Genomic DNA, 19,562 nt, shown 5'->3' on the forward strand with positions numbered 1-19,562 from the left:
ACGTATTCCGCGCACCCCTGTCGTGCGCGTCCCACAGGAGAACACCCATATGAGCAAGCGGAACACCCAGGCGGCGAAGACTGCGGCGCGGGAGCGGCTGCGCGTCGAACGCGAGCGCGAGGCCAAGCGGGCCAAGGTCAAGCGACAGGTCATCGTGGCCCTGTCGGCCGTCGGCGTGCTGGCGGTGGCCGGCGGCATAGGTTACGCCGTCGTCCAGGCCAACAAGCCGGGCTACTGGGAAGAGGCCAAGGACGCCAAGCTGGTCAAGCCGGCCAACACCACCGGCGAGAACGGCACGACCGTCGTCTTGGGCAAGAGCAGCGCCAAGAACACCCTCACCATGTACGAGGACCCGCGCTGCCCGGTCTGCGCCCAGTTCGAGCAGACCGTCGGCGCGACGGTCAAGGCCGACTACGACGCCGGCAAGTACAAGATCCAGTTCGTCGGCGCCACCTTCCTCGACAACGGCCTCGGCGGCGAGGGCTCCAAGAACGGACTGAGCGCCCTGGGCGCCGCGCTGAACGTCGGCCCGGAAGCGTTCCTGGAGTACAAGACCGCGCTCTACTCGGCGAAGTACCACCCCGAGGAGAGCGACGACAAGTTCAAGGACGACAGCTACCTGATCAAGGTGGCGGACACCGTTCCCTCCCTGAAGGGCAACAAGAAGTTCCAGGACGCCGTGAAGAACGGCACCTTCGACAAGTGGGCCCTGGAGATGTCCAAGACGTTCGACGACAGCGGGGTGAGGGGCACGCCGACGCTGAAGATGGACGGCAAGACGATGACCGGCCCGGACGGCAAGAACGCGCCGATGACGGTCGCGGACTTCAACACGGCGCTCACCAAGGCCCTCAAGGGCTGACGCACAAACCAAGAGCGGGCGAACTTTCGGCAGTTCGCCCGCTCTTCGGCGTACTGGTCAGTAATCTGATCGCCTGTGACCAGTCGATACAGATCAACTGACAGCTCCTCCGCGCCCGTTGACGGCGCCGCCTCCCTCGCCCCGCGTCGCCGCACGGTCGTCAAGGCCGCGGCCGCCACCGCCGTGCTGGCCGGGCCGCTCGCCGCCGCGCTGCCCGCCCGGGCCGCCGCACAGACCCCGGCCTTCCTGCACGGCGTCGCCTCCGGGGACCCGCTGCCCGACGGGATCCTGCTGTGGACGAGGGTGACGCCCACCGCCGAGGCGACACCCGGCTCCGGGCTCGGCCCGGACACCGAGGTCGAGTGGGTCGTCGCCGAGGACAGGGCGCTCACGCGCGTCGTGGCCAAGGGCACGGTGACCGCGACCGTCGCCTCCGACCACACCGTCAAGGCAGACGTGCGCGGCCTCGCCCCGGCCACCGACTACTGGTTCCGCTTCTCGGCCGGCGGGACCGACTCGCCGGCGGCGCGCACCCGCACCGCGCCGGCGGCCCAGGCGCCGGTGGCGAACCTGCGCTTCGGCGTGGTCTCCTGCGCCAACTGGGAGGCCGGCTACTTCTCCTCCTACCGCCATCTCGCCGCTCGCGGCGACCTCGACGCCTGGCTGCACCTCGGCGACTACATCTACGAGTACGGCACCGGCCAGTACTGCGCGCGCGGCACCGTCGTACGGCCCCACGCGCCCACGCACGAGATCCTCACCCTCGCCGACTACCGCATCCGGCACGCCCGGTACAAGACGGACCCCGACCTGCAGGCGCTGCACGCCAAGGCGCCGGTCATCGCCATCTGGGACGACCACGAGTTCGCCAACGACACCTGGTCGGGCGGCGCGGAGAACCACACCGAGGGCGCGGAGGGCAGCTGGACGAGCCGTCAGGCGGCCGCCAAGCAGGCCTACTTCGAGTGGATGCCGGTCCGCCCCGCACTCGCCGGCACCACCTATCGCCGGCTGCGCTTCGGCAAGCTCGCCGACCTCTCCCTGCTGGACCTGCGCTCCTTCCGCTCCCAGCAGGTCAAGTTCGGTGACGGCGACGTCGACGACCCGGAGCGCACGCTCACCGGCCGGGCCCAGCTCGACTGGCTCAAGGCGGGGCTGACGGCGTCCGACACCACCTGGCGGCTCGTCGGCAACTCCGTGATGATCTCGCCGCTGGCCCTCGGCGCGCTCCCCGCGTCCCTGCTCAGGCCGCTCGCCAAGCTGCTCGGCCTGCCCCAGGAGGGGCTGGCCCTCAACACCGACCAGTGGGACGGCTACACCGACGACCGCCGCGAAATCCTCGCCCATCTGCGGTCCAACGCCATCCGCAACACCGTCTTCCTCACCGGCGACATCCACATGGCCTGGGCCAACGACGTGCCGGTGGACGCCGGGACCTACCCGCTGTCGGCCTCGGCCGCCACGGAGTTCGTGGTCACCTCGGTGACCTCCGACAACCTCGACGACATCGCCAAGGTCCCCGAGGGCACCGTCGCCGCGGTCGCCGCGCCGCTGGTCCAGGCCACCAACCGCCACGTCCACTGGGTGGACACCGACCGGCACGGCTACGGCGTGCTGGACATCACCGCCGAGCGCGCGCAGATGGACTACTACGTCCTGTCCGACCGCACCCGGGCCGACGCGGCCTCCGCGTGGTCCCGCTCGTACCGCACGCGCAGCGGCACGCAGAAGGTCGAGCGGACGTACGACCCCGTGTGACGGCGGGCCACGGCCGCTACAGCGTGTCGAGGAAGCCGAGCGCCACCCGCCAGGTGGCCTCGGCGGCCTCCGCGTCGTAGTCGGGGAGGTCGGGGTCGGTGTAGAGGTGGCCGGCCCCCGCGTACCGGTAGACCTCCACGTCGGCGCCCGCGCGGCCCATTTGCAGGTACCAGGCGCTCAGCCAGTCGTCCGGCTCGAACGGGTCAGGCTCCGCCACGTGCAGCTGCACCGGCAGCTCGTCCACCGAGGCGTTCGGCGCGAGGTCGGAGGTGCCGTGCAGGAGCAGCAGACCGCGCGCCTTGGCGTCACCGAGGGCGAGGGTCTGCGCGACGGACGCGCCGAGCGAGAACCCGGCGTAGACCAGGCCCCGGTCGGAGTAGGGCGCGGCGGCCAGGACCGCTCTCCTCAGCAGCTCGTCCTTGCCGATGGCCTCGTTGTGGGCCATGCCCTCCTCGACCGTGTCGAACGTCTGTCCGTCGAACAGGTCCGGGGTCCACACCTCGTGCCCGGCGGCACGCAGCCGGTCCGCCGCAGCACGCACCGCGGGGCGCAGTCCATAGGTCGAATGGAAGAGCATGATGTTCATGAGGCCATGGTGCCAGCCGCCACTGACAACGCCTCCTGAGCCGCCCCTCGCCGCACGGCACGTGGGACTCTTCACAAAAGGCACATGTTCAAGGTCCGGCCGAGCCGGTTACGCGCCAAGGCATGGAGAACCTGCTCCGCCCCGTGATCGTGGTCGGCGGTTCGGTCCTGCTGACGTTGTTCATCGGCTGGGCCACCGACCGACTTTTGTCCAAAGCCGACCACCGGCATCCGGAAACTCCCTTGTGGGGTCTGCTGCGCCGTGGCCGGATCCCGTACCAGCTCGTGCTGTGCGCGGCGTTGTTCAGAGGGTCGTACGACGAGGCACGTCTGCTCCAGGATCACCAGGACGCGGTCGGCCGGACGCTGACGCTGACGCTGATCGGCGCGGCCGCCTGGCTGGTGATCCGGATCGCCGGCGCCGTCGTCGAGACCTCGTACAGCCGCTACGCGCGCATGCACCGCGACGCGGCCCGGGTGCGTCGGGTGCGCACCCAGGTGTCGCTGATCATGCGGGTGGTCTCCGCCGTCGTCGGCGTGGTGGCCGCGGCGGCGATGCTGCTGACGTTCCCGGCGTTCCGCGCCGCGGGCGCCTCGCTGCTGGCCTCGGCCGGAATCCTCGGCATCGTCGCCGGTGTCGCCGCGCAGTCCACGCTCAGCAACATGTTCGCCGGGCTGCAGATCGCCTTCGGCGACATGGTGCGCATCGGCGACACGGTGGTCGTGGACGGCGAGTGGGGCACGGTCGAGGAGATCACCCTGACCTTCCTGACCGTGCGGACCTGGGACGAGCGCCGGATCACCATGCCGGTGTCGTACTTCACGTCCAACCCGTTCGAGAACTGGTCGCGCGGCACACCGCAGATGACGGGCATCGTCTACTGGCACGTCGACCACTCGGCCCCGCTCGACGCGATGCGCGAGAAGCTCCGGGACATCCTGCGGGAGTCGCCGGCCTGGGACGGCCGCGCCTACGGCCTGGACGTCACCGACACCACCCCGAACACCATGCAGGTCAGGGCTCTGGTGACGGCGAAGGACTCGGACGACATCTGGACGATCCGCGTCACCGTCCGCGAGCGGATGATCCGCTGGCTGACCGAGGAGCACCCCTACGCGCTGCCCCGGGTCAACACCGCGGACGCCCCGCTGCCGCCCGGCGCCTCGCACGGCGAGGCGTCGCACGACGGCGCGCCGGGCCTCGACAAGACGCCCCCACGTCAGCGGCGCGCCCACGAACCGTCGGGGGCGGACCGCTGAACCCGAGGGATGCTCAGGGGCGCTGAAGGGGCCTCAGTGTCCGCGCTCCGCGCCGCCGTTGACCTGCACGATCTGCGAAGTGACGTGTCCGGCGCCCGGGGAGGCCAGCCAGTGCAGTGTGGCGGCCACGTCCCCGGGCGTCGCGGCGCGTCCGTTCAGTGTCTGGGCCACGAGCCGCTCCCGCCGCTCCTCGTCCATGGCCCCGCCGAAGAACTCGGTGTCCTCGACGTACCCGGGCGCGACGACGTTCACGGTGACGCCCTCCGGTCCGAGCCGGCGGGCGAGATCGTGCGCGTACGGATGCAGCGCGGCCTTGGCGCCGCCGTACGCTCCGCTGCCTGAGCCCCGGTAGGCGGCGATCGAGCCGACGAACAGCACCCGCCCGCCCGGCCGGGCCAGCCGGTCCGTCAGCGCCTCCGTGAGCAGGGCCGCGGTGAGGGTGTTGAGCCGGAAGTTGACGCTCCATTCGTACGCGACCCGGTCGAGGGGGTCGTCGCTGTCGGGCTGCGGCTCCAGTTGCCCGGTCCCGCCGGCCCCGTGGACGAGCACGTCCACCGTGCCGAGGGTCTCCTCGACGAACAGCGCCACCTGCCGCACCTCGTCGGGCTCGGCGAGGTCCGCGGCGTAGGTGAGCGCTCCGTCCACCCCGGCCTTCTCCAGCACCTCCCGGCGCCGCCCGAGCAGCAGCACCCGGTCCCCGTCGGCGGCGAACCTCCGCGCCGCCGCGAGCCCGATCCCCGTACCTCCACCACTGATCACAATGTTGCGTGCCATGTCCCCGACCATAAGGTCGCCCCGGGCCCTTTCCGGGCCGGTTCACAACCCCGCCACGAAGAACGAACCCGCCGGTCACTTCCCGCGGGACGGAGGTCACTTCAGACTGCGCACGTCGAGATGCCGGAGCACGCGGTCCACGATCTCCGGGTCCGCCCCCGGTTCGCTGCGCGCGGCGACCACCTCGTGCCGGGCCGCGCTGAGCATCTCCCCCTGGATCCGGCGCACCCGCTTCAGCCGCCGCACCCGGTGCTCGTGCCCCTCGCGCCGCTCGTCCTCCCCCATGTCCGGACTGATCCGCAGTCCGATGTCGAAGGCCCGCCGGACCATCTGCTCCGACAGCTCCTCCGGCAGTTCCTCCTCCGCCTCGATCTCGCGCAGCCTGCGCTTCGCCGCCTTCGCCGCGCGCACCGCGAGCTGCTTCTCGAACTCCTTCTCCCGGTCGGTGTCGGCCTGCACCCCGAGCCGCCGTACCAGCCACGGCAGCGTCAGCCCCTGGAGCACCAGCGTCCCCATGATCACGCCGAACGCGATGAACACGATCTCGTCCCGTTGGGGGAAGGCCGCCCCCGCATCCGTCTTCAGCGGGATGGCGAGCGCCAGCGCCACCGAGGCCACCCCTCGCATCCCGGCCCACCACATGACGACGGTCTCCCGCCAGGTCATCGGGATGTCCTCGTCGTAATCCCGTTTGGCGTGCATCCGCTGGGTGACCCAGGTGGCCGGCAGCAGCCACAGCAACCGGACCAGCACGACGACGACCAGCACGGCCGCCGCCCACCCCAGCATCTCGCCCCACCGCCCGGACGCCGTGCGGATCGCGTTGTGCAGCTCCAGCCCGATCAGCCCGAAGGCGACACCGGTGACCAGGGTGTCGACGATGTCCCAGAAGGTGTGCCCGGCCAGCCGGGTCATCACGTCGTCGGGATCGGTGGCGTACTCGGCGAGGAACAGCGCGGTGGTGAGCACCGCGAGCACCCCGGAGCCGTGGAACTCCTCCGCCATCACGTAGGAGGCGTAGGGCACGAGGAGCGTCAGCCCGATCTGCAGGGTGGCGTCCCCGAGCAGGTCCAGCAGCTTGTTCGCGCCCCACCCGAGCGCGACGCCCACCGCCACCGCCACCACGGCGGACAGCACCAGGTCCAGCCCCGCCTTCCACGGCGAGAAGGTCCCGCTGACGACGGCCGTGATCGCCACGTGGTACAGCACGATGGCCGTGACGTCGTTGAAGAGCCCCTCGCCCTCCAGGATGGACACCAGCCGGCGCGGCAGCCCGAGCTGTCCGGCCACGGCGGTGGCGGCGACCGGGTCGGGCGGCGCGACCAGTGCCCCGAGGGCGAAGGCGGCGGCGAGCGGCAGCCCCGGCACGATCGCGTGGGCCACGGTGGCGACACACGCCATCGTGACGAAGACCAGCGCGACGGCGAGCAGGAAGATCGGCCGTTTGTTCGCCGTGAACTGCCGCCAGGAGGTCCGCCGCACCGCCGCGTAGAGCAGGGGCGGCAACAGCAGCGGCAGGATCAGACCGGGCGGGACGTTCACGTTGGGCACGAAGTCCAGGACCGCGAGGACGATCCCGAGCAACGTCATCAGGACCGGCGCGGGCAGCCCCCACCGGTCTCCGAGCGGGACGCTCACCACGGCCCCGAGCAGAAGGACGAACAGCAGGGCCAGCTGGTCCACGGTCAGGCTCCGGCGGTCTAGAAAATCACGAACAACCAGGGCTCCAGCCTGTCACGCTCGCCCCGCTTGTCACCGCCTTGCCCGTTTCGACGCCGCGACACCCCTGTCGGTGGTTACAACTCCCGTCGCATCGCCCGGTGCGGTATCCCCGCGTCCGGGAACTCCGGCCCGTACGCCCGGTATCCGAGCCGTTCGTAGAACCCCAGCGCGTGCGTCTGCGCGTGCAGGTCCACCGCGGTCAGCCCGCGTGCGCGAGCCGCCTCCTCGATGCCCCGCACCAGCGCGGCGCCGACGCCGAGCCCGCGCGCCTCCCGGGAGACGGCGAGCCGCCCCAGCGAGCCCACCGACGGGCCGCCGCCGGCGGTCTTCGCCGCGGCCGCCGCCCCGTGCAGCAGCCGGCCGGTCCCCAGCGGCACACCGTCCTCACGGACCGCCAGCACATGCACCGCGCCGGCGTCGTGGGCGTCGTACTCGATGTCCTCGGGGACGCCCTGCTCGCCGACGAAGACCTCCTTGCGCAGCGCGAAGCACGCCTCCCGGTCGGCGGGGTCCTCGGCGACGCGCACCGAGTACGCGGGCGTGCCCCTCATCCGTAGGTCTCCTCGCGGACCTGGTCGAGGGCCTGCTGAAGGTCGTCGGGGTAGCCGCAGGAGAACTCGGCCCAGCGGCCGTCACCGGGGTGCTCGAAGCCCAGCCGCACCGCGTGCAGCCACTGCCGGGTCAGCCGCAGCCGCTTGGCGAGCGTCGGGTCGGCGCCGTACGTCAGGTCGCCCACGCACGGGTGGCGGTGGGCGGACATGTGGACGCGGATCTGGTGCGTGCGGCCCGTCTCCAGCTTCACGTCCAGCAGGGAGGCCGCGCGGAAGGCCTCGATGAGGTCGTAGTGGGTGACGGACGGCTTGCCGTCGGCGGTGACCGCCCACTTGTAGTCGTGGTTGGGGTGCCGGCCGATGGGCGCGTCGATGGTTCCGCTGGTCGGGTCGGGGTGGCCCTGGACCAGCGTGTGGTACCGCTTGTCGACCGTGCGCTCCTTGAACTGGCGCTTCAGCGACGTGTACGCGTACTCCGACTTGGCGACCACCATCAGCCCCGACGTGCCCACGTCGAGGCGGTGCACGATGCCCTGGCGCTCGGCGGCGCCCGAGGTGGAGATGCGGTACCCGGCGGCGGCGAGCCCGCCGATGACGGTCGGCCCGGTCCAGCCGGGCGACGGGTGCGCGGCCACGCCCACGGGCTTGACGATCACGACCACGTCGTCGTCGTCATGGACGATCTCCATGCCCTCGACCGGCTCGGCGACGACCTGCACCGGCGCGGGCGCCTGGGGCATCTCGACCTCCAGCCAGGCGCCGCCGTGCACCCGCTCGGACTTCCCGACCACTGACCCGTCGACCGTGACCTTCCCCGCGGCGGCGAGCTCGGCCGCCTTGGTGCGGGAGAAGCCGAACATGCGGGAGATGGCGGCGTCGACGCGCTCGCCCTCCAGGCCGTCGGGCACGGGCAGGGTACGGATATCGGGAAGCGTGCTCACCCGTCGAGTATGCCGGACGGGCGCGACCGCCCCGCACGGGCCTGTGGACAACCCGGTGGCCGGGACGACTCACCGCGCGCTCATGCGCGGGAGCCCGTCAGTCCTTGTGGACGGTGCCGTCCGGGTCGAGGCCCTTGAACGACAGCAGCACGATCAGGATGCCGCCGCACACGATCGCCGAGTCGGCGAGGTTGAAGACCGCGAAGTGCTTCGGGGCGATGAAGTCCACCACCGCGCCCTCGAAGACGCCCGGCGCGCGGAAGATCCGGTCGGTGAGGTTGCCGAGCGCACCGCCGAGCAGCAGGCCGAGCGCGATCGCCCAGGGCAGGCTGTACAGCTTGCGAGCGAGCCGGGCGATCACCACGATGACCGCCGCCGCGATCACCGTGAAGATCACGGTGAAGGCCTCGCCGAAGCCGAAGGCGGCGCCCGCGTTGCGGATAGCCTCGAAGCGCAGCCAGTCCCCGATGATCTCGATCGGCTCGTGGTGCTCCAGCTTGGCGACGACGATCATCTTGCTGATCAGGTCGAGGGCGTACGCGAACGCGGCGACCCCGAACAGCACGGCGATCCGGCGCCTGCCGCGGGGCCGCCCGGCGGAGTCCTCGCCCGCCCCCTCCGGGCCGGACGCCTCGCCCGGAACCGGCGTGCCTGCGCCCCCGACGCTCGCGTCGGGCCGCTCCGGCTCGCCCCCCGCCGCTTCCGGGGTGCCCGGCGTACCGATGATGCGCTCCGCCTCTGCCACGTGAGTCCCTCAACCTAGGTACCTGACTGAGGACGAGGGTACGGCACGCCCCCGGGCAGCCAGGCGATCAGTACCGACGCTCCTGCTTCTGCTTGCACTCCACGCACAGCGTGGCCCGCGGGAAGGCCTGCATCCTGGCCTTGCCGATGGGCTTTCCGCAGTTCTCGCACAGGCCGTAGGTGCCGGCGTCCAGCCGCTCCAGGGCGTGCTCGGTCTGGATCATCATCTCGCGCGCGTTGGCGGCGAGCGCCAGTTCGTGCTCGCGCGTGATGTTCTTGGTGCCGGTGTCCGCCTGGTCGTCGCCGGCGCCGTCCCCGGAGTCCCGCATGAGACCCGCGAGGGCCGCCTCGGAGGAGACGAGCTCCGTGCGCAGCCGGTCGAACTCGGACTGCAGTTCGGCGCGGGCCTCCTCGACCTCTTCGGGGGTCCACGGCTCCTCACCGGGGCGTACCGCCAGGTCGCCGGCCTCGGCCGCGGCGGGCCGTGCCTTGGGGACGGCGTTCTTCGCCGCCGTGGCCGTGCCAGGAGTCTTCTTCGCAACCACTGTCGTGGCTCCCGTCTGCTCCGCGGCCGAGGCCGCGCCCGCCTTGTTGGCCCTGCTCTTCCTGACGGCGCCCTGCTTGCCGTCCCCCTCCGCGACGGCGCCGCCGTCACCACCCCGCCCCGTTCCCCCGCGGCTCCCGGCCCGACGGCCGGCGGCAGCGCGGGGCGCGCCCTCCGCCCGCGCGGCGCTCCCGGTCGCGGCCTCCGCCCCGGCCGGGGAGGCCTTCGCCCGCGTCGCCTTCTCCGCCTTCCGGGCACTCGCCTTCACCGCCGCCTTCTCGGCGACCGCCGTCTCCTCGGCGGCCACCGCCTTCTTCGCAGCCGCCGTCTTCTTCGCCACCGGCGTCCGCTTCGTGGCCGCCGCCTTCTTCTGCGCGTCCGGCGTCGCCCTTACGGCCGACTCCGCGGCCGTGTCCAGGGCCGTCTCCACGCCGGCGGCCGGCCCCGCTCGCGTCGCTTTCTTCACCGCTGTCTTCCGCACCGCCCCCGAGGCCGCCGCCTTCTCGGCAGCCGCTCCACCGTCCGTCGCCTTGACCTTCGCCGCTCCCCCGGCCGAGGTCCTGCCACCTGCCGTCGCCTTGCCCGACCTCGCTGCCTTCTTCCCCCCGGCGGAGCCCGCAACCCCCGCCCCGCTCCTCCCCGCCCCCTCGGCCGCCTTGCCGCCCCCGGTCGCCTTCCTCGCCCCCTTGGCAGCGCGCGCGGCACCGCCACCTCGCGCGTCGTTTCCGGCCACACCGCCAGAGGCGTCCCCGGACGCCGACTGCCGTACGGCGGTCTTCTTCGCCACCATGCCGCGGCCCCTTCACATATTGTGATCTTGCGCGCGAATCGTGCTGGGACGATAAATCGACTTGGGTCCCGCGGCAACGGGGCGCACCGCCCGATTCGCCCGCCTCGCGCATGCCGCGCGGCGAACCTGCATGCGTTGTGCCCAACTCCCCGCGAGGTAATCCGCCCAGTTCGCCGTCCCGGGACCCGAACCCGCGCACCGCTCCATTCGGGTCATACCGGACACGCTCCCGCGCCTCGTCCACCGTCCCGGAAAACCGGTCTGCCGCCGTCCGCGGCGCGCCGTACACTGGGCGGAGCGAAAAGCGTGGATGGGGACGAGTAGCGGCGTACGCAGCCCAGAGCGACCCGGGGACGGTGGAAGCCCGGGGGCGAGCGCGACGTGAACATCACCCCGGAGCCGCCGGAAGAAAGCCACGGGCGACAGCCGCAGGCGAGTAGAACCGGCATCGCGACCCCAATGAGGGGGCTCACCGGCGTGCAGGACGCACCGGAGAGCCAAGGAGGGTGGTACCGCGGGAGCGCGCCGCACACGGCGTAGACAGGCAAGAAGGCTCTCGTCCCTCCGACGGAAGGCAGTACGTCCGCCGGAGGAAGCTCGCCGATGACAACGCCGCAGTACCGCCAGGTGCCCGCCCAGGTCGACCTGCCCGCTCTCGAGCACGCCGTGCTCGACTTCTGGCGCGAGCAGAAGATCTTCGCCAAGAGCCTGGAGCAGTCCGAGGGCCGCCCCGAGTGGGTGTTCTACGAGGGCCCGCCCACCGCCAACGGCATGCCGGGCGCCCACCACATCGAGGCCCGCGTCTTCAAGGACGTCTTCCCCCGCTTCCGCACCATGCGCGGCTACCACGTGGCCCGCAAGGCCGGCTGGGACTGCCACGGCCTCCCGGTGGAGCTGGCGGTCGAGAAGGAACTCGGCTTCAGCGGCAAGAAGGACATCGAGGCGTACGGCATCGCCGACTTCAACGCCAAGTGCCGTGAGTCCGTGCTCCGCCACACCGACGCCTTCGCCGAGCTGACGACCCGCATGGGCTACTGGGTCGACCTCGACGACGCGTACGTCACGATGGACCCCGAGTACATCGAGTCGGTCTGGTGGTCGCTGAAGGAGATCTTCGGCAAGGGCCTGCTGGTCCAGGACCACCGCGTCGCCCCCTGGTGTCCGCGCTGCGGCACCGGCCTGTCCGACCACGAGCTGGCGCAGGGCTACGAGACGGTCGTCGACCCGTCCGTGTACGTCCGTTTCCCGCTCACCTCCGGTCCGCTCGCCGGCGAGGCCGCCCTCCTGGTGTGGACGACGACCCCCTGGACGCTGGTCTCCAACACGGCCGTGGCCGCGCACCCCGAGGTCACCTACGTCGTCGCGACCGACGGCGAGGAGAAGCTCGTCGTCGCCGAGCCGCTGCTCGCCAAGGCGCTCGGCGAGGGCTGGGAGACCACCGGGCAGACCTTCACCGGCGCCGAAATGGAGCGCTGGACCTATCAACGTCCCTTCGAGCTGGTGGAGTTCCCGGCCGAGGCGCACTTCGTCGTCAACGCCGAGTACGTGACCACCGAGGACGGCACCGGTCTGGTCCACCAGTCCCCCGCCTTCGGTGAGGACGACCTCAAGGTCTGCCGCTCCTACGGCCTGCCCGTGGTCAACCCCGTCCTCCCCGACGGCACCTTCGCGCCGGACGTCCCCATGGTCGGCGGCGTCTTCTTCAAGAAGGCCGACGAACGGCTCACCGAGGACCTCCAGCAGCGCGGCCTGCTGTTCAAGCACATCCCGTACGAGCACAGCTACCCGCACTGCTGGCGCTGCCACACCGCGCTGCTCTACTACGCGCAGCCGTCCTGGTACATCCGCACCACCGCCGTCAAGGACCGTCTCCTCCAGGAGAACGAGAAGACCAACTGGTTCCCCGAGTCGGTCAAGCACGGCCGGTTCGGCGACTGGCTGAACAACAACATCGACTGGGCGCTGTCCCGCAGCCGCTACTGGGGCACCCCGCTGCCGATCTGGCGCTGCGAGGACGACCACCTCACCTGCGTCGGCTCGCGCGCGGAGCTCAGCGAGCTCACCGGCTCCGACCAGTCCGCGCTGGACCCGCACCGCCCGTTCATCGACGCGGTCACCTTCGGCTGCCCGCAGGAGGGCTGCGGGAAGACCGCCACGCGCGTGCCGGAGGTCATCGACGCCTGGTACGACTCGGGCTCGATGCCGTTCGCGCAGTGGGGCTACCCGTACAAGAACAAGGAGCTGTTCGAGAGCCGCTACCCGGCGCAGTTCATCTCCGAGGCCATCGACCAGACCCGCGGCTGGTTCTACACGCTGATGGCGGTCGGCACGCTGGTCTTCGACAAGTCCAGTTACGAGAACGTCGTCTGCCTCGGCCACATCCTCGCCGAGGACGGCCGCAAGATGTCCAAGCACCTGGGCAACATCCTGCAGCCGATCCCGCTCATGGACCAGCACGGCGCGGACGCGGTGCGCTGGTTCATGGCGGCCGGCGGCTCGCCCTGGGCGGCCCGCCGCGTGGGACACGGCACGATCCAGGAGGTCGTCCGCAAGACGCTCCTGACGTACTGGAACACGGTCGCCTTCCAGGCCCTGTACGCGCGCACGTCCGGCTGGTCCCCCTCCGAGGCCGACCCGGCGCCCGCCGAGCGGCCCGTCCTCGACCGCTGGCTGCTGTCCGAACTCCACGCGCTCACCGACCAGGTGACGCAGTCCCTGGAGGCCTACGACACCCAGCGCGCCGGCAAGCTGCTCTCCGCGTTCGTCGACGACCTGTCCAACTGGTACGTGCGCCGCTCGCGCCGCCGCTTCTGGCAGGGCGACAAGTCCGCGCTGCGCACGCTGCACGAGGTCGTGGAGACGGTCACCAAGCTGATGGCCCCGCTGACCCCGTTCATCACCGAGCGGGTCTGGCAGGACCTGGTCGCGCCCGTCACGCCCGGCGCCCCGGAGTCGGTGCATCTGTCCTCCTGGCCGGAGGCGGACCTGTCCGCGATCGACCCGGAGCTGTCCCGGCAGATGGCGCTCATCCGCCGTCTGGTGGAGCTGGGCCGCGCCACGCGCGCGGAGTCGGGCGTCAAGACCCGCCAGCCGCTGCGCCGCGCCCTGATCGCCGCGGCCGGCTTCGACGCCCTCTCGCCCGAGCTGCGCTCGCAGATCACGGAGGAGCTGAACGTCGAGTCGCTCGCGTCGCTGTCCGAGGTGGGAGGCAGCCTGGTCGACACGACCGCCAAGGCCAACTTCCGCGCGCTGGGCAAGCGGTTCGGCAAGCGCGTCCAGGACGTCGCCAAGGCCGTCGCCGGCGCCGACGCGGCCGCGCTCTCCCTGGCGTTGCGCGAGGGCACCGCGTCGGTGGAGGTCGACGGCGAGACGATCACGCTCGGCCCGGACGAGGTGATCATCACGGAGACGCCGCGCGAGGGCTGGTCGGTGGCGTCCGACTCCGGTGCGACGGTCGCCCTCGACCTGGAGATCACCGAGGAGCTGCGGCGTGCCGGTCTGGCCCGTGACGCGATCCGCCTGATCCAGGAGAGCCGCAAGAACAGCGGTCTCGACGTCGCCGACCGCATCGCGCTCCGCTGGACCGCGACGGACCCGGCGACCGTCGAGGCGCTGAACGACCACGCCGGTCTGATCGCCGACGAGGTCCTCGCGACGGACTTCGCCCAGGGTGACGCCGACGACAGCTACGGCGCTCCGTTCAGCGACGAGGCCCTGACGCTGACGTTCCGCCTCCGCAAGGTGTAGCGCTCGCGCCGAGCAGGTCAACGGCGGCTGTCCGGTACCGGGCAGCCGCCGTTGTGCGTCCCCCTGTCGGTACCGATCACGTCGGTTCCCGTGCGCAATGCGCGTAAAAGGGCGGGGCCCCGGATCGGAATCCGGGGCCCCGCCCTTTGAACGCCGCCGACGCCTAAGGCGTACTACTGGCCGTCAGTTGTCGTCCTCGTCGATGAGGAAGCCGCGCATCGGCGAGGGAGCCTGCCCCATCGGGGAGGGACCCTGCGGTCGTACCGGCGCCATCGGCTGGGTCATGGCGGGAGACATCTGCTGCTGGCCGCCGTAGGACGGACCAGCGGGGCTCGGGCCGCCCATGCCCTGGTTGCCGCCGCCGTAGGACGGGGCGCCGGCGCCGGCCGGAGCCATGGAAGGCGCCGGGGACGGCGGCAGGGATGCCGTGGCCGGCGTGCGCGGCGGGGCGAGGGAGTCGTCGGCCTGCGTTTCCAACTGGCGCAGCTGGGACTCCAGGTACGACTTCAGGCGCGTACGGTACTCGCGCTCGAAGCCGCGCAGGTCCTCGACCTTGCGCTCCAGCGTGGCGCGAGCGGACTCCAGGGAGCCCATCGCGACGCGGTGCTTCTCCTGCGCGTCCCGCTCCAGGGCGTCGGCCTTGGCCCGGGCGTCACGCTCAAGACCCTCGGCGCGCGAACGCGCCTCGCCGACGATCTTGTTGGCCTCGGAACGGGCCTCCGCGATCGCCTGGTCGGCGGTCTGCTGGGCCAGCGAGAGGACTCGGGCGGCGCTGTCGCCACCGGGGCCTCCCTGACCGGGGCCGCCCATCGGACCGCCCATGGGGCCGCCCATCGGACCACCCATCTGCTGCTGCATGGGGGGCTGACCGCCCATCGGGCCCTGGCCCATGGGGCCTTGACCCATCGGACCCTGACCCATCGGACCCTGACCCATCGGGCCCTGGCCCATCGGTCCCTGACCCTGAGGACCGCCCTGACCGCCGCCGGGGCCGGCGGGCAGCTGCGGGGCACCGCTCGGCAGCTGGGGCGGGCCACCCATGGGGCCACCCATCTGCTGCTGCGGCGGGCCCGATATGCCGGCGGGCACCGGAGCGCCGGGACCTCGCATGCCCTGCGGGGGCATGCCCTGCTGCTGTTGCGGCGGCATGCCCTGCTGCTGGCCGTCCTGCGGCTCCGGGGGCTTGCGCATGTTCTGCTGGTTCTGGGCAGCAGCGCGCGTGGCCGCGGCCAGCTTGGCGCGCAGGTCCTCGTTCTCGCGGAGCAGACGGGTCAGTTCGGCTTCGACCTCGTCGAGGAAGGCATCGACCTCGTCCTCGTCATAGCCTTCTCGGAGGCGGACGGTCGTGAACTGCTTGTTCCGCACGTCCTCGGGGGTCAACGGCATCTCTTCACCTCAACGTAGTCGTCGGCATTCGGCAAGACGGTAGTTCACATCGACTCACAGCCCGCTCACGATCGAGATCAAGATGTAAACGATGATCATCAGTACGAAGAAGGACAGGTCGAGCGCCACGCCCCCGAGACGCAGCGGCGGGATGACCCGCCGCAGAAGCTTGAGCGGTGGATCGGTGACAGTGTAGGTGGCCTCCAGAACGACCACCATCGCCTTGCCGGGTTGCCATGAGCGGGCGAACTGGAAGACGTAGTCCATGACCAGTCGGAAGATGAGCACGATGAGGAAGACCATCAGCGCGATGTAGACGACATCCAGGACCACGCTCATGTTCGGTGCTTCCCTCTCCCCTGCTCACACGCTCACTCGTACTGCTGTTTCCGGCCAAGTCTCTCAGCTCTGGTTGAAGAACCCGCCCTCTGCGATGCGGGCCTTGTCCTCCGCCGTGACATCGACGTTAGCAGGCGACAACAGGAACACCTTCTGCGTCACCCGCTCGATGCTGCCGTGAAGACCAAACACCAAACCGGCCGCAAAGTCGACAAGTCGCTTTGCGTCTGTGTCATCCATCTCAGTCAGATTCATGATCACCGGAGTGCCCTCACGGAAGTGTTCCCCGATGGTACGGGCCTCGTTGTACGTCCGTGGATGCAGCGTGGTGATCCGGTACGGCTCTCGTTCCGACACGACCTTGGGCATGATCACCGGTGCGTTCTTCTCCAGGGACTGGCGTTCTTGTGTGATGGATGCCACGGGTGCGATGCGCGCGGGGCGACCGGATTCCGCGGGGAGCGAAGCGGCCCGCGCCACCGGCTCGCGTGGCGCGGGCGGTTGGACGATACGCACCTCTTCGTCCCTTTGGGACTGATGTGCGACATGTGCCTGGTGCGGCGGCTCGTGCCGCCGGTGATCGCGCTCGGGCTCCGGGTCGAGCTCGGGTTCGAAGTCGTCGTCGGGGTCGAAGCCCCGGCCGTCGTACCCATCGTCCTCCACGAGGCCGAGGTAGACCGCCATCTTGCGCATCGCGCCGGCCATTCTCTGAGTCCTCCGCTCTGTGGTGGATCGGCTGACGACTGCCAAGTCCCGCGATCCACGTGGTCCTTACGCCCGCTGTCAAGCGGTAATGACCATATTTTCTGCTGTGGTCCGACTTTCTGGCGACGTTACCCGAGCCTCGCGCGTACTCCGAGTACCGCAGTGCCGACGCGTACATGTGTCGCCCCGGCCGCCACGGCTTCCTCCAGATCCGCACTCATCCCTGCGGAAACCATGTTCGCAGCCGGATGGGTCCGGCGCAGGTCGGTCGACAAATCCATCAACCGCTGGAACGCCGCCCTTTGACGACCGGCGTACTCGCCGGTCAGGGGTGCGACGGTCATCAGTCCGTCGAGCCGCAGCCCTTCCGCGGCCGCGACGGCGGCGGCCAACTCCTTCACCGAGCCGGGCGACACGCCGCCCCGCTCGCCGACACCGCCCGAACCGGCCGGGCGCTCCGGCGCGTCGAGGGCGACCTGGATGAGGCAGCCCACCTCGCGCCCGGCCCGTACGGCTTCCTTCGACAGGGCCGTCACCAGCTTGACGCGGTCGACGGACTGCACGACATCGGCGTAACCGACCACCGAACGCACCTTGTTGGTCTGCAACTGGCCCACGAAGTGCCAGGAAAGGGGCAGATCCGAGCAAGCCGCGGCCTTCGGCGCCGCGTCCTGGTCGCGGTTCTCGGCGACGTGGCGCACGCCGAGCTCCGACAGGATCCGCACGTCGTCGGCCGGGTAGGTCTTGGTGACCACGATCAGGGTCACCTCCTCCCGCCGGCGCCCGGCAGCCGCGCACGCGGCGGCGATGCGCTCCTCCACCTTCGCCAGATTCCCGGCGAGTTCGTCCCTACGCTCCGTCATGCCCTATCAGTCCAGCCAGACATATCCCGCGAGTCGCCCCGTGGTGCGGTCGCGGCGGTACGAGAAGTGATCCTGCGACTCGCGCGTGCACACCGGCGACTGCTCCCGGTCGCGCACCCCGAGGCGCGCGAGCTGCGCGTGCACCCCGGCGGTCACGTCGACCGCCGGCGTGCCCCAGCTCGTTTCGGCGTACGCCGCCGGCTCGACGGCGGCCACCTCGGCGCGCATCGCCGCCGGCACCTCGTAGCACCGGCCGCACACGGCGGGTCCGGTGCGGGCGACGATCCGGGCGGGTTCGGCGCCGAGTTCCACCATGGCCCGCACAGTGGCCGGGACGATCCCGGCGACCATGCCGGGCCTGCCGGCGTGGGCCGCGGCGGCGATCCCCGCGACCGGGTCGGCGAGCAGGACGGGCGTGCAGTCGGCGGTGAGGACGGCGAGGGCGAGGCCGCGGCGGGCGGTGACGAGCGCGTCCACCTCGGGGAGGGGGCCGTCGCCCGCGGGTCCGTCGGCCCGGGCGACTCCGACGCCGTGCACCTGATTCATCCAGACGACGTACTCCGGGTCGAGCCCGAGCGACTTCGCGGCGAGTTCCCGGTTGGTGCGCACGGCGCCGGGGTCGTCGCCGACCCCGCCGCCGAGGTTGAGCTGCTCATAGGGAACGGCGCTCACCCCGCCCCACCGGTCGGTGAAGGCGAAATGCGCGCCGCTCGCGCTCTCGCGCCGTCCTATCACTTCAGGAAGTCCGGTACGTCCAGCTCCTCGGCCGCGCTGTCGGTGTAGGTCCGCGAGGACGGGACCGGCGGGGCGACCGGGATCTCGGCCACCGGCTCGGGAGCCGGCTCCGGGTCCTCCTTGGGGGTGACGCTGCCGAGCGAGCCGAAGCTCGGGCGGCTCTCCGGCTGCCGCGCCGGAGCCGGCTCCTCCCGGCGGCCGGGCGCGGCGGAGGCCGAACCCGACGACGACGTGGAGCCGATGACGGTGTCACGGCGGGCCGGGGGCTGCCCCCCGTCGAAGCCGGCCGCGATCACGGTGACCCGGACCTCGTCGCCGAGCGCGTCGTCGATGACCGCGCCGAAGATGATGTTGGCCTCGGGGTGCGCGGCCTCGCTGACCAGCTGGGCGGCCTCGTTGATCTCGAACAGGCCGAGGTCGGAGCCGCCGGAGATGGAGAGGAGCACGCCCCGGGCGCCGTCGATGGAGGCCTCCAGGAGCGGCGAGGAGATCGCCATCTCGGCGGCGGCCACCGCGCGGTCGTCGCCGCGGGCCGAGCCGATGCCCATGAGGGCCGATCCGGCCTCCGACATGACCGACTTGACGTCGGCGAAGTCGAGGTTGATCAGACCGGGCGTGGTGATGAGGTCGGTGATGCCCTGGACGCCGGAGAGCAGGACCTGGTCCGCCGACTTGAAGGCGTCGAGGACCGAGACCTGGCGGTCCGAGATCGACAGCAGCCGGTCGTTGGGGATGACGATGAGGGTGTCGACCTCTTCGCGGAGTTCGGCGATGCCGTCCTCGGCCTGGTTGGCGCGGCGCCGTCCCTCGAAGGTGAACGGGCGGGTGACCACGCCGATGGTGAGGGCGCCCAGGGAGCGCGCGATGTTGGCCACGACGGGCGCGCCGCCGGTGCCGGTGCCGCCGCCTTCACCGGCCGTCACGAAGACCATGTCGGCCCCCTTGAGGACCTCCTCGATCTCCTCGCGGTGGTCCTCGGCGGCCTTGCGGCCGACGGCCGGGTTGGCTCCGGCGCCGAGTCCGCGGGTGAGTTCGCGGCCGACGTCGAGCTTGACGTCGGCGTCGCTCATCAACAGCGCCTGCGCGTCGGTGTTGATGGCGATGAACTCGACGCCCTTGAGACCGACCTCGATCATCCGGTTGATGGCATTGACACCACCGCCGCCGACACCGATGACTTTGATGACTGCGAGGTAGTTCTGCGGTGCTGCCACGTCGAAGGCCTCTCGCCTCGAGTTACGTGTCGTCGGTCCGCG

Annotated in this window: 17 protein-coding genes; 4 read left to right on the top strand and 13 right to left on the bottom strand. The window is 71.2% G+C overall.

Features of this window, described 5'->3' with window-relative positions; all coding sequences use genetic code 11:
* The first annotated feature begins 49 nt into the window (after positions 1–49).
* Both ACIOC0_RS26460 and ACIOC0_RS26465 read left to right on the top strand, forming a co-directional pair.
* The gene (locus ACIOC0_RS26460) at positions 50–862 is read left to right on the top strand and encodes a thioredoxin domain-containing protein (RefSeq protein WP_402158055.1); all 813 of its coding nucleotides are present in this window, start codon (positions 50–52) and stop codon (positions 860–862) included.
* Between the two features lie 75 nt (positions 863–937).
* Positions 938–2,620 carry an alkaline phosphatase D family protein gene (locus ACIOC0_RS26465; RefSeq protein WP_402158057.1) on the top strand — a complete coding sequence of 561 codons (1,683 nt, stop codon included), beginning with the start codon at positions 938–940 and terminating at the stop codon, positions 2,618–2,620.
* A 16-nt stretch (positions 2,621–2,636) separates the two neighbouring features.
* On the opposite strand, the gene ACIOC0_RS26470 is transcribed toward ACIOC0_RS26465, so the two are convergent.
* The gene (locus tag ACIOC0_RS26470) at positions 2,637–3,206 is read right to left on the bottom strand and encodes a dienelactone hydrolase family protein (protein ID WP_402158058.1); all 570 of its coding nucleotides are present in this window, start codon (positions 3,204–3,206) and stop codon (positions 2,637–2,639) included.
* Between the two features lie 122 nt (positions 3,207–3,328).
* Between ACIOC0_RS26470 and ACIOC0_RS26475 the strand changes: the two genes are divergently transcribed.
* Complete coding sequence (locus tag ACIOC0_RS26475) at positions 3,329–4,465, top strand: mechanosensitive ion channel family protein (RefSeq protein ID WP_402158059.1); 1,137 nt, start codon at positions 3,329–3,331, stop codon at positions 4,463–4,465.
* A gap of 33 nt (positions 4,466–4,498) precedes the next feature.
* Here the strand turns inward: ACIOC0_RS26475 and ACIOC0_RS26480 are convergent, their stop codons facing one another.
* From ACIOC0_RS26480 to ACIOC0_RS26505, 6 genes are all read right to left on the bottom strand, one after another.
* The gene (locus ACIOC0_RS26480) at positions 4,499–5,239 is read right to left on the bottom strand and encodes an SDR family NAD(P)-dependent oxidoreductase (protein WP_402158060.1); all 741 of its coding nucleotides are present in this window, start codon (positions 5,237–5,239) and stop codon (positions 4,499–4,501) included.
* A gap of 96 nt (positions 5,240–5,335) precedes the next feature.
* Positions 5,336–6,922, bottom strand: a complete 1,587-nt coding sequence (locus ACIOC0_RS26485; RefSeq protein WP_402158061.1) for a Na+/H+ antiporter — start codon at positions 6,920–6,922, stop codon at positions 5,336–5,338.
* 113 nt (positions 6,923–7,035) lie between these two features.
* Complete coding sequence (locus ACIOC0_RS26490) at positions 7,036–7,512, bottom strand: GNAT family N-acetyltransferase (RefSeq protein ID WP_402158062.1); 477 nt, start codon at positions 7,510–7,512, stop codon at positions 7,036–7,038.
* On the bottom strand, positions 7,509–8,453 hold the full coding sequence (locus ACIOC0_RS26495) for an RluA family pseudouridine synthase (RefSeq protein WP_130437226.1): 945 nt from the start codon (positions 8,451–8,453) through the stop codon (positions 7,509–7,511). The genes ACIOC0_RS26490 and ACIOC0_RS26495 overlap by 4 nt, the downstream gene beginning before the upstream one ends.
* A gap of 97 nt (positions 8,454–8,550) precedes the next feature.
* The gene (gene lspA / locus ACIOC0_RS26500; RefSeq protein WP_402158064.1) at positions 8,551–9,198 is read right to left on the bottom strand and encodes a signal peptidase II; all 648 of its coding nucleotides are present in this window, start codon (positions 9,196–9,198) and stop codon (positions 8,551–8,553) included.
* A 67-nt stretch (positions 9,199–9,265) separates the two neighbouring features.
* The gene (locus ACIOC0_RS26505; RefSeq protein ID WP_402158066.1) at positions 9,266–10,531 is read right to left on the bottom strand and encodes a TraR/DksA family transcriptional regulator; all 1,266 of its coding nucleotides are present in this window, start codon (positions 10,529–10,531) and stop codon (positions 9,266–9,268) included.
* 603 nt (positions 10,532–11,134) lie between these two features.
* Between ACIOC0_RS26505 and ileS the strand changes: the two genes are divergently transcribed.
* Positions 11,135–14,278, top strand: a complete 3,144-nt coding sequence (gene ileS / locus ACIOC0_RS26510) for an isoleucine--tRNA ligase (protein WP_402158068.1) — start codon at positions 11,135–11,137, stop codon at positions 14,276–14,278.
* A gap of 183 nt (positions 14,279–14,461) precedes the next feature.
* On the opposite strand, the gene ACIOC0_RS26515 is transcribed toward ileS, so the two are convergent.
* The 6 genes from ACIOC0_RS26515 to ftsZ all read right to left on the bottom strand — a co-directional run bounded on the left by ACIOC0_RS26515 (position 14,462) and on the right by ftsZ (position 19,520).
* A complete protein-coding gene (locus ACIOC0_RS26515) occupies positions 14,462–15,664 on the bottom strand; it encodes a DivIVA domain-containing protein (protein ID WP_402158070.1) in 1,203 nt (400 codons plus the stop codon).
* A gap of 54 nt (positions 15,665–15,718) precedes the next feature.
* Entirely contained in the window at positions 15,719–16,003 is a 285-nt protein-coding gene (locus ACIOC0_RS26520) for a YggT family protein (protein ID WP_130437221.1), read from the bottom strand.
* A 63-nt stretch (positions 16,004–16,066) separates the two neighbouring features.
* Entirely contained in the window at positions 16,067–16,708 is a 642-nt protein-coding gene (locus ACIOC0_RS26525; protein WP_130437220.1) for a cell division protein SepF, read from the bottom strand.
* Positions 16,709–16,836: 128 nt separating this feature from the next.
* Positions 16,837–17,571 (bottom strand): YggS family pyridoxal phosphate-dependent enzyme, encoded by a 735-nt coding sequence (locus tag ACIOC0_RS26530; protein ID WP_402158071.1) that lies wholly within the window; start codon positions 17,569–17,571, stop codon positions 16,837–16,839.
* Between the two features lie 6 nt (positions 17,572–17,577).
* Positions 17,578–18,306 carry a peptidoglycan editing factor PgeF gene (gene pgeF / locus ACIOC0_RS26535; protein ID WP_402158072.1) on the bottom strand — a complete coding sequence of 243 codons (729 nt, stop codon included), beginning with the start codon at positions 18,304–18,306 and terminating at the stop codon, positions 17,578–17,580.
* The gene (gene ftsZ, locus ACIOC0_RS26540) at positions 18,303–19,520 is read right to left on the bottom strand and encodes a cell division protein FtsZ (RefSeq protein WP_351093194.1); all 1,218 of its coding nucleotides are present in this window, start codon (positions 19,518–19,520) and stop codon (positions 18,303–18,305) included. Before ftsZ ends, pgeF begins: the two co-directional genes overlap by 4 nt.
* Positions 19,521–19,562 lie beyond the last annotated feature (42 nt).

The sequence above is a fragment of the Streptomyces sp. NPDC088254 genome (genome assembly GCF_044740925.1).
Lineage (GTDB): Bacteria > Actinomycetota > Actinomycetes > Streptomycetales > Streptomycetaceae > Streptomyces.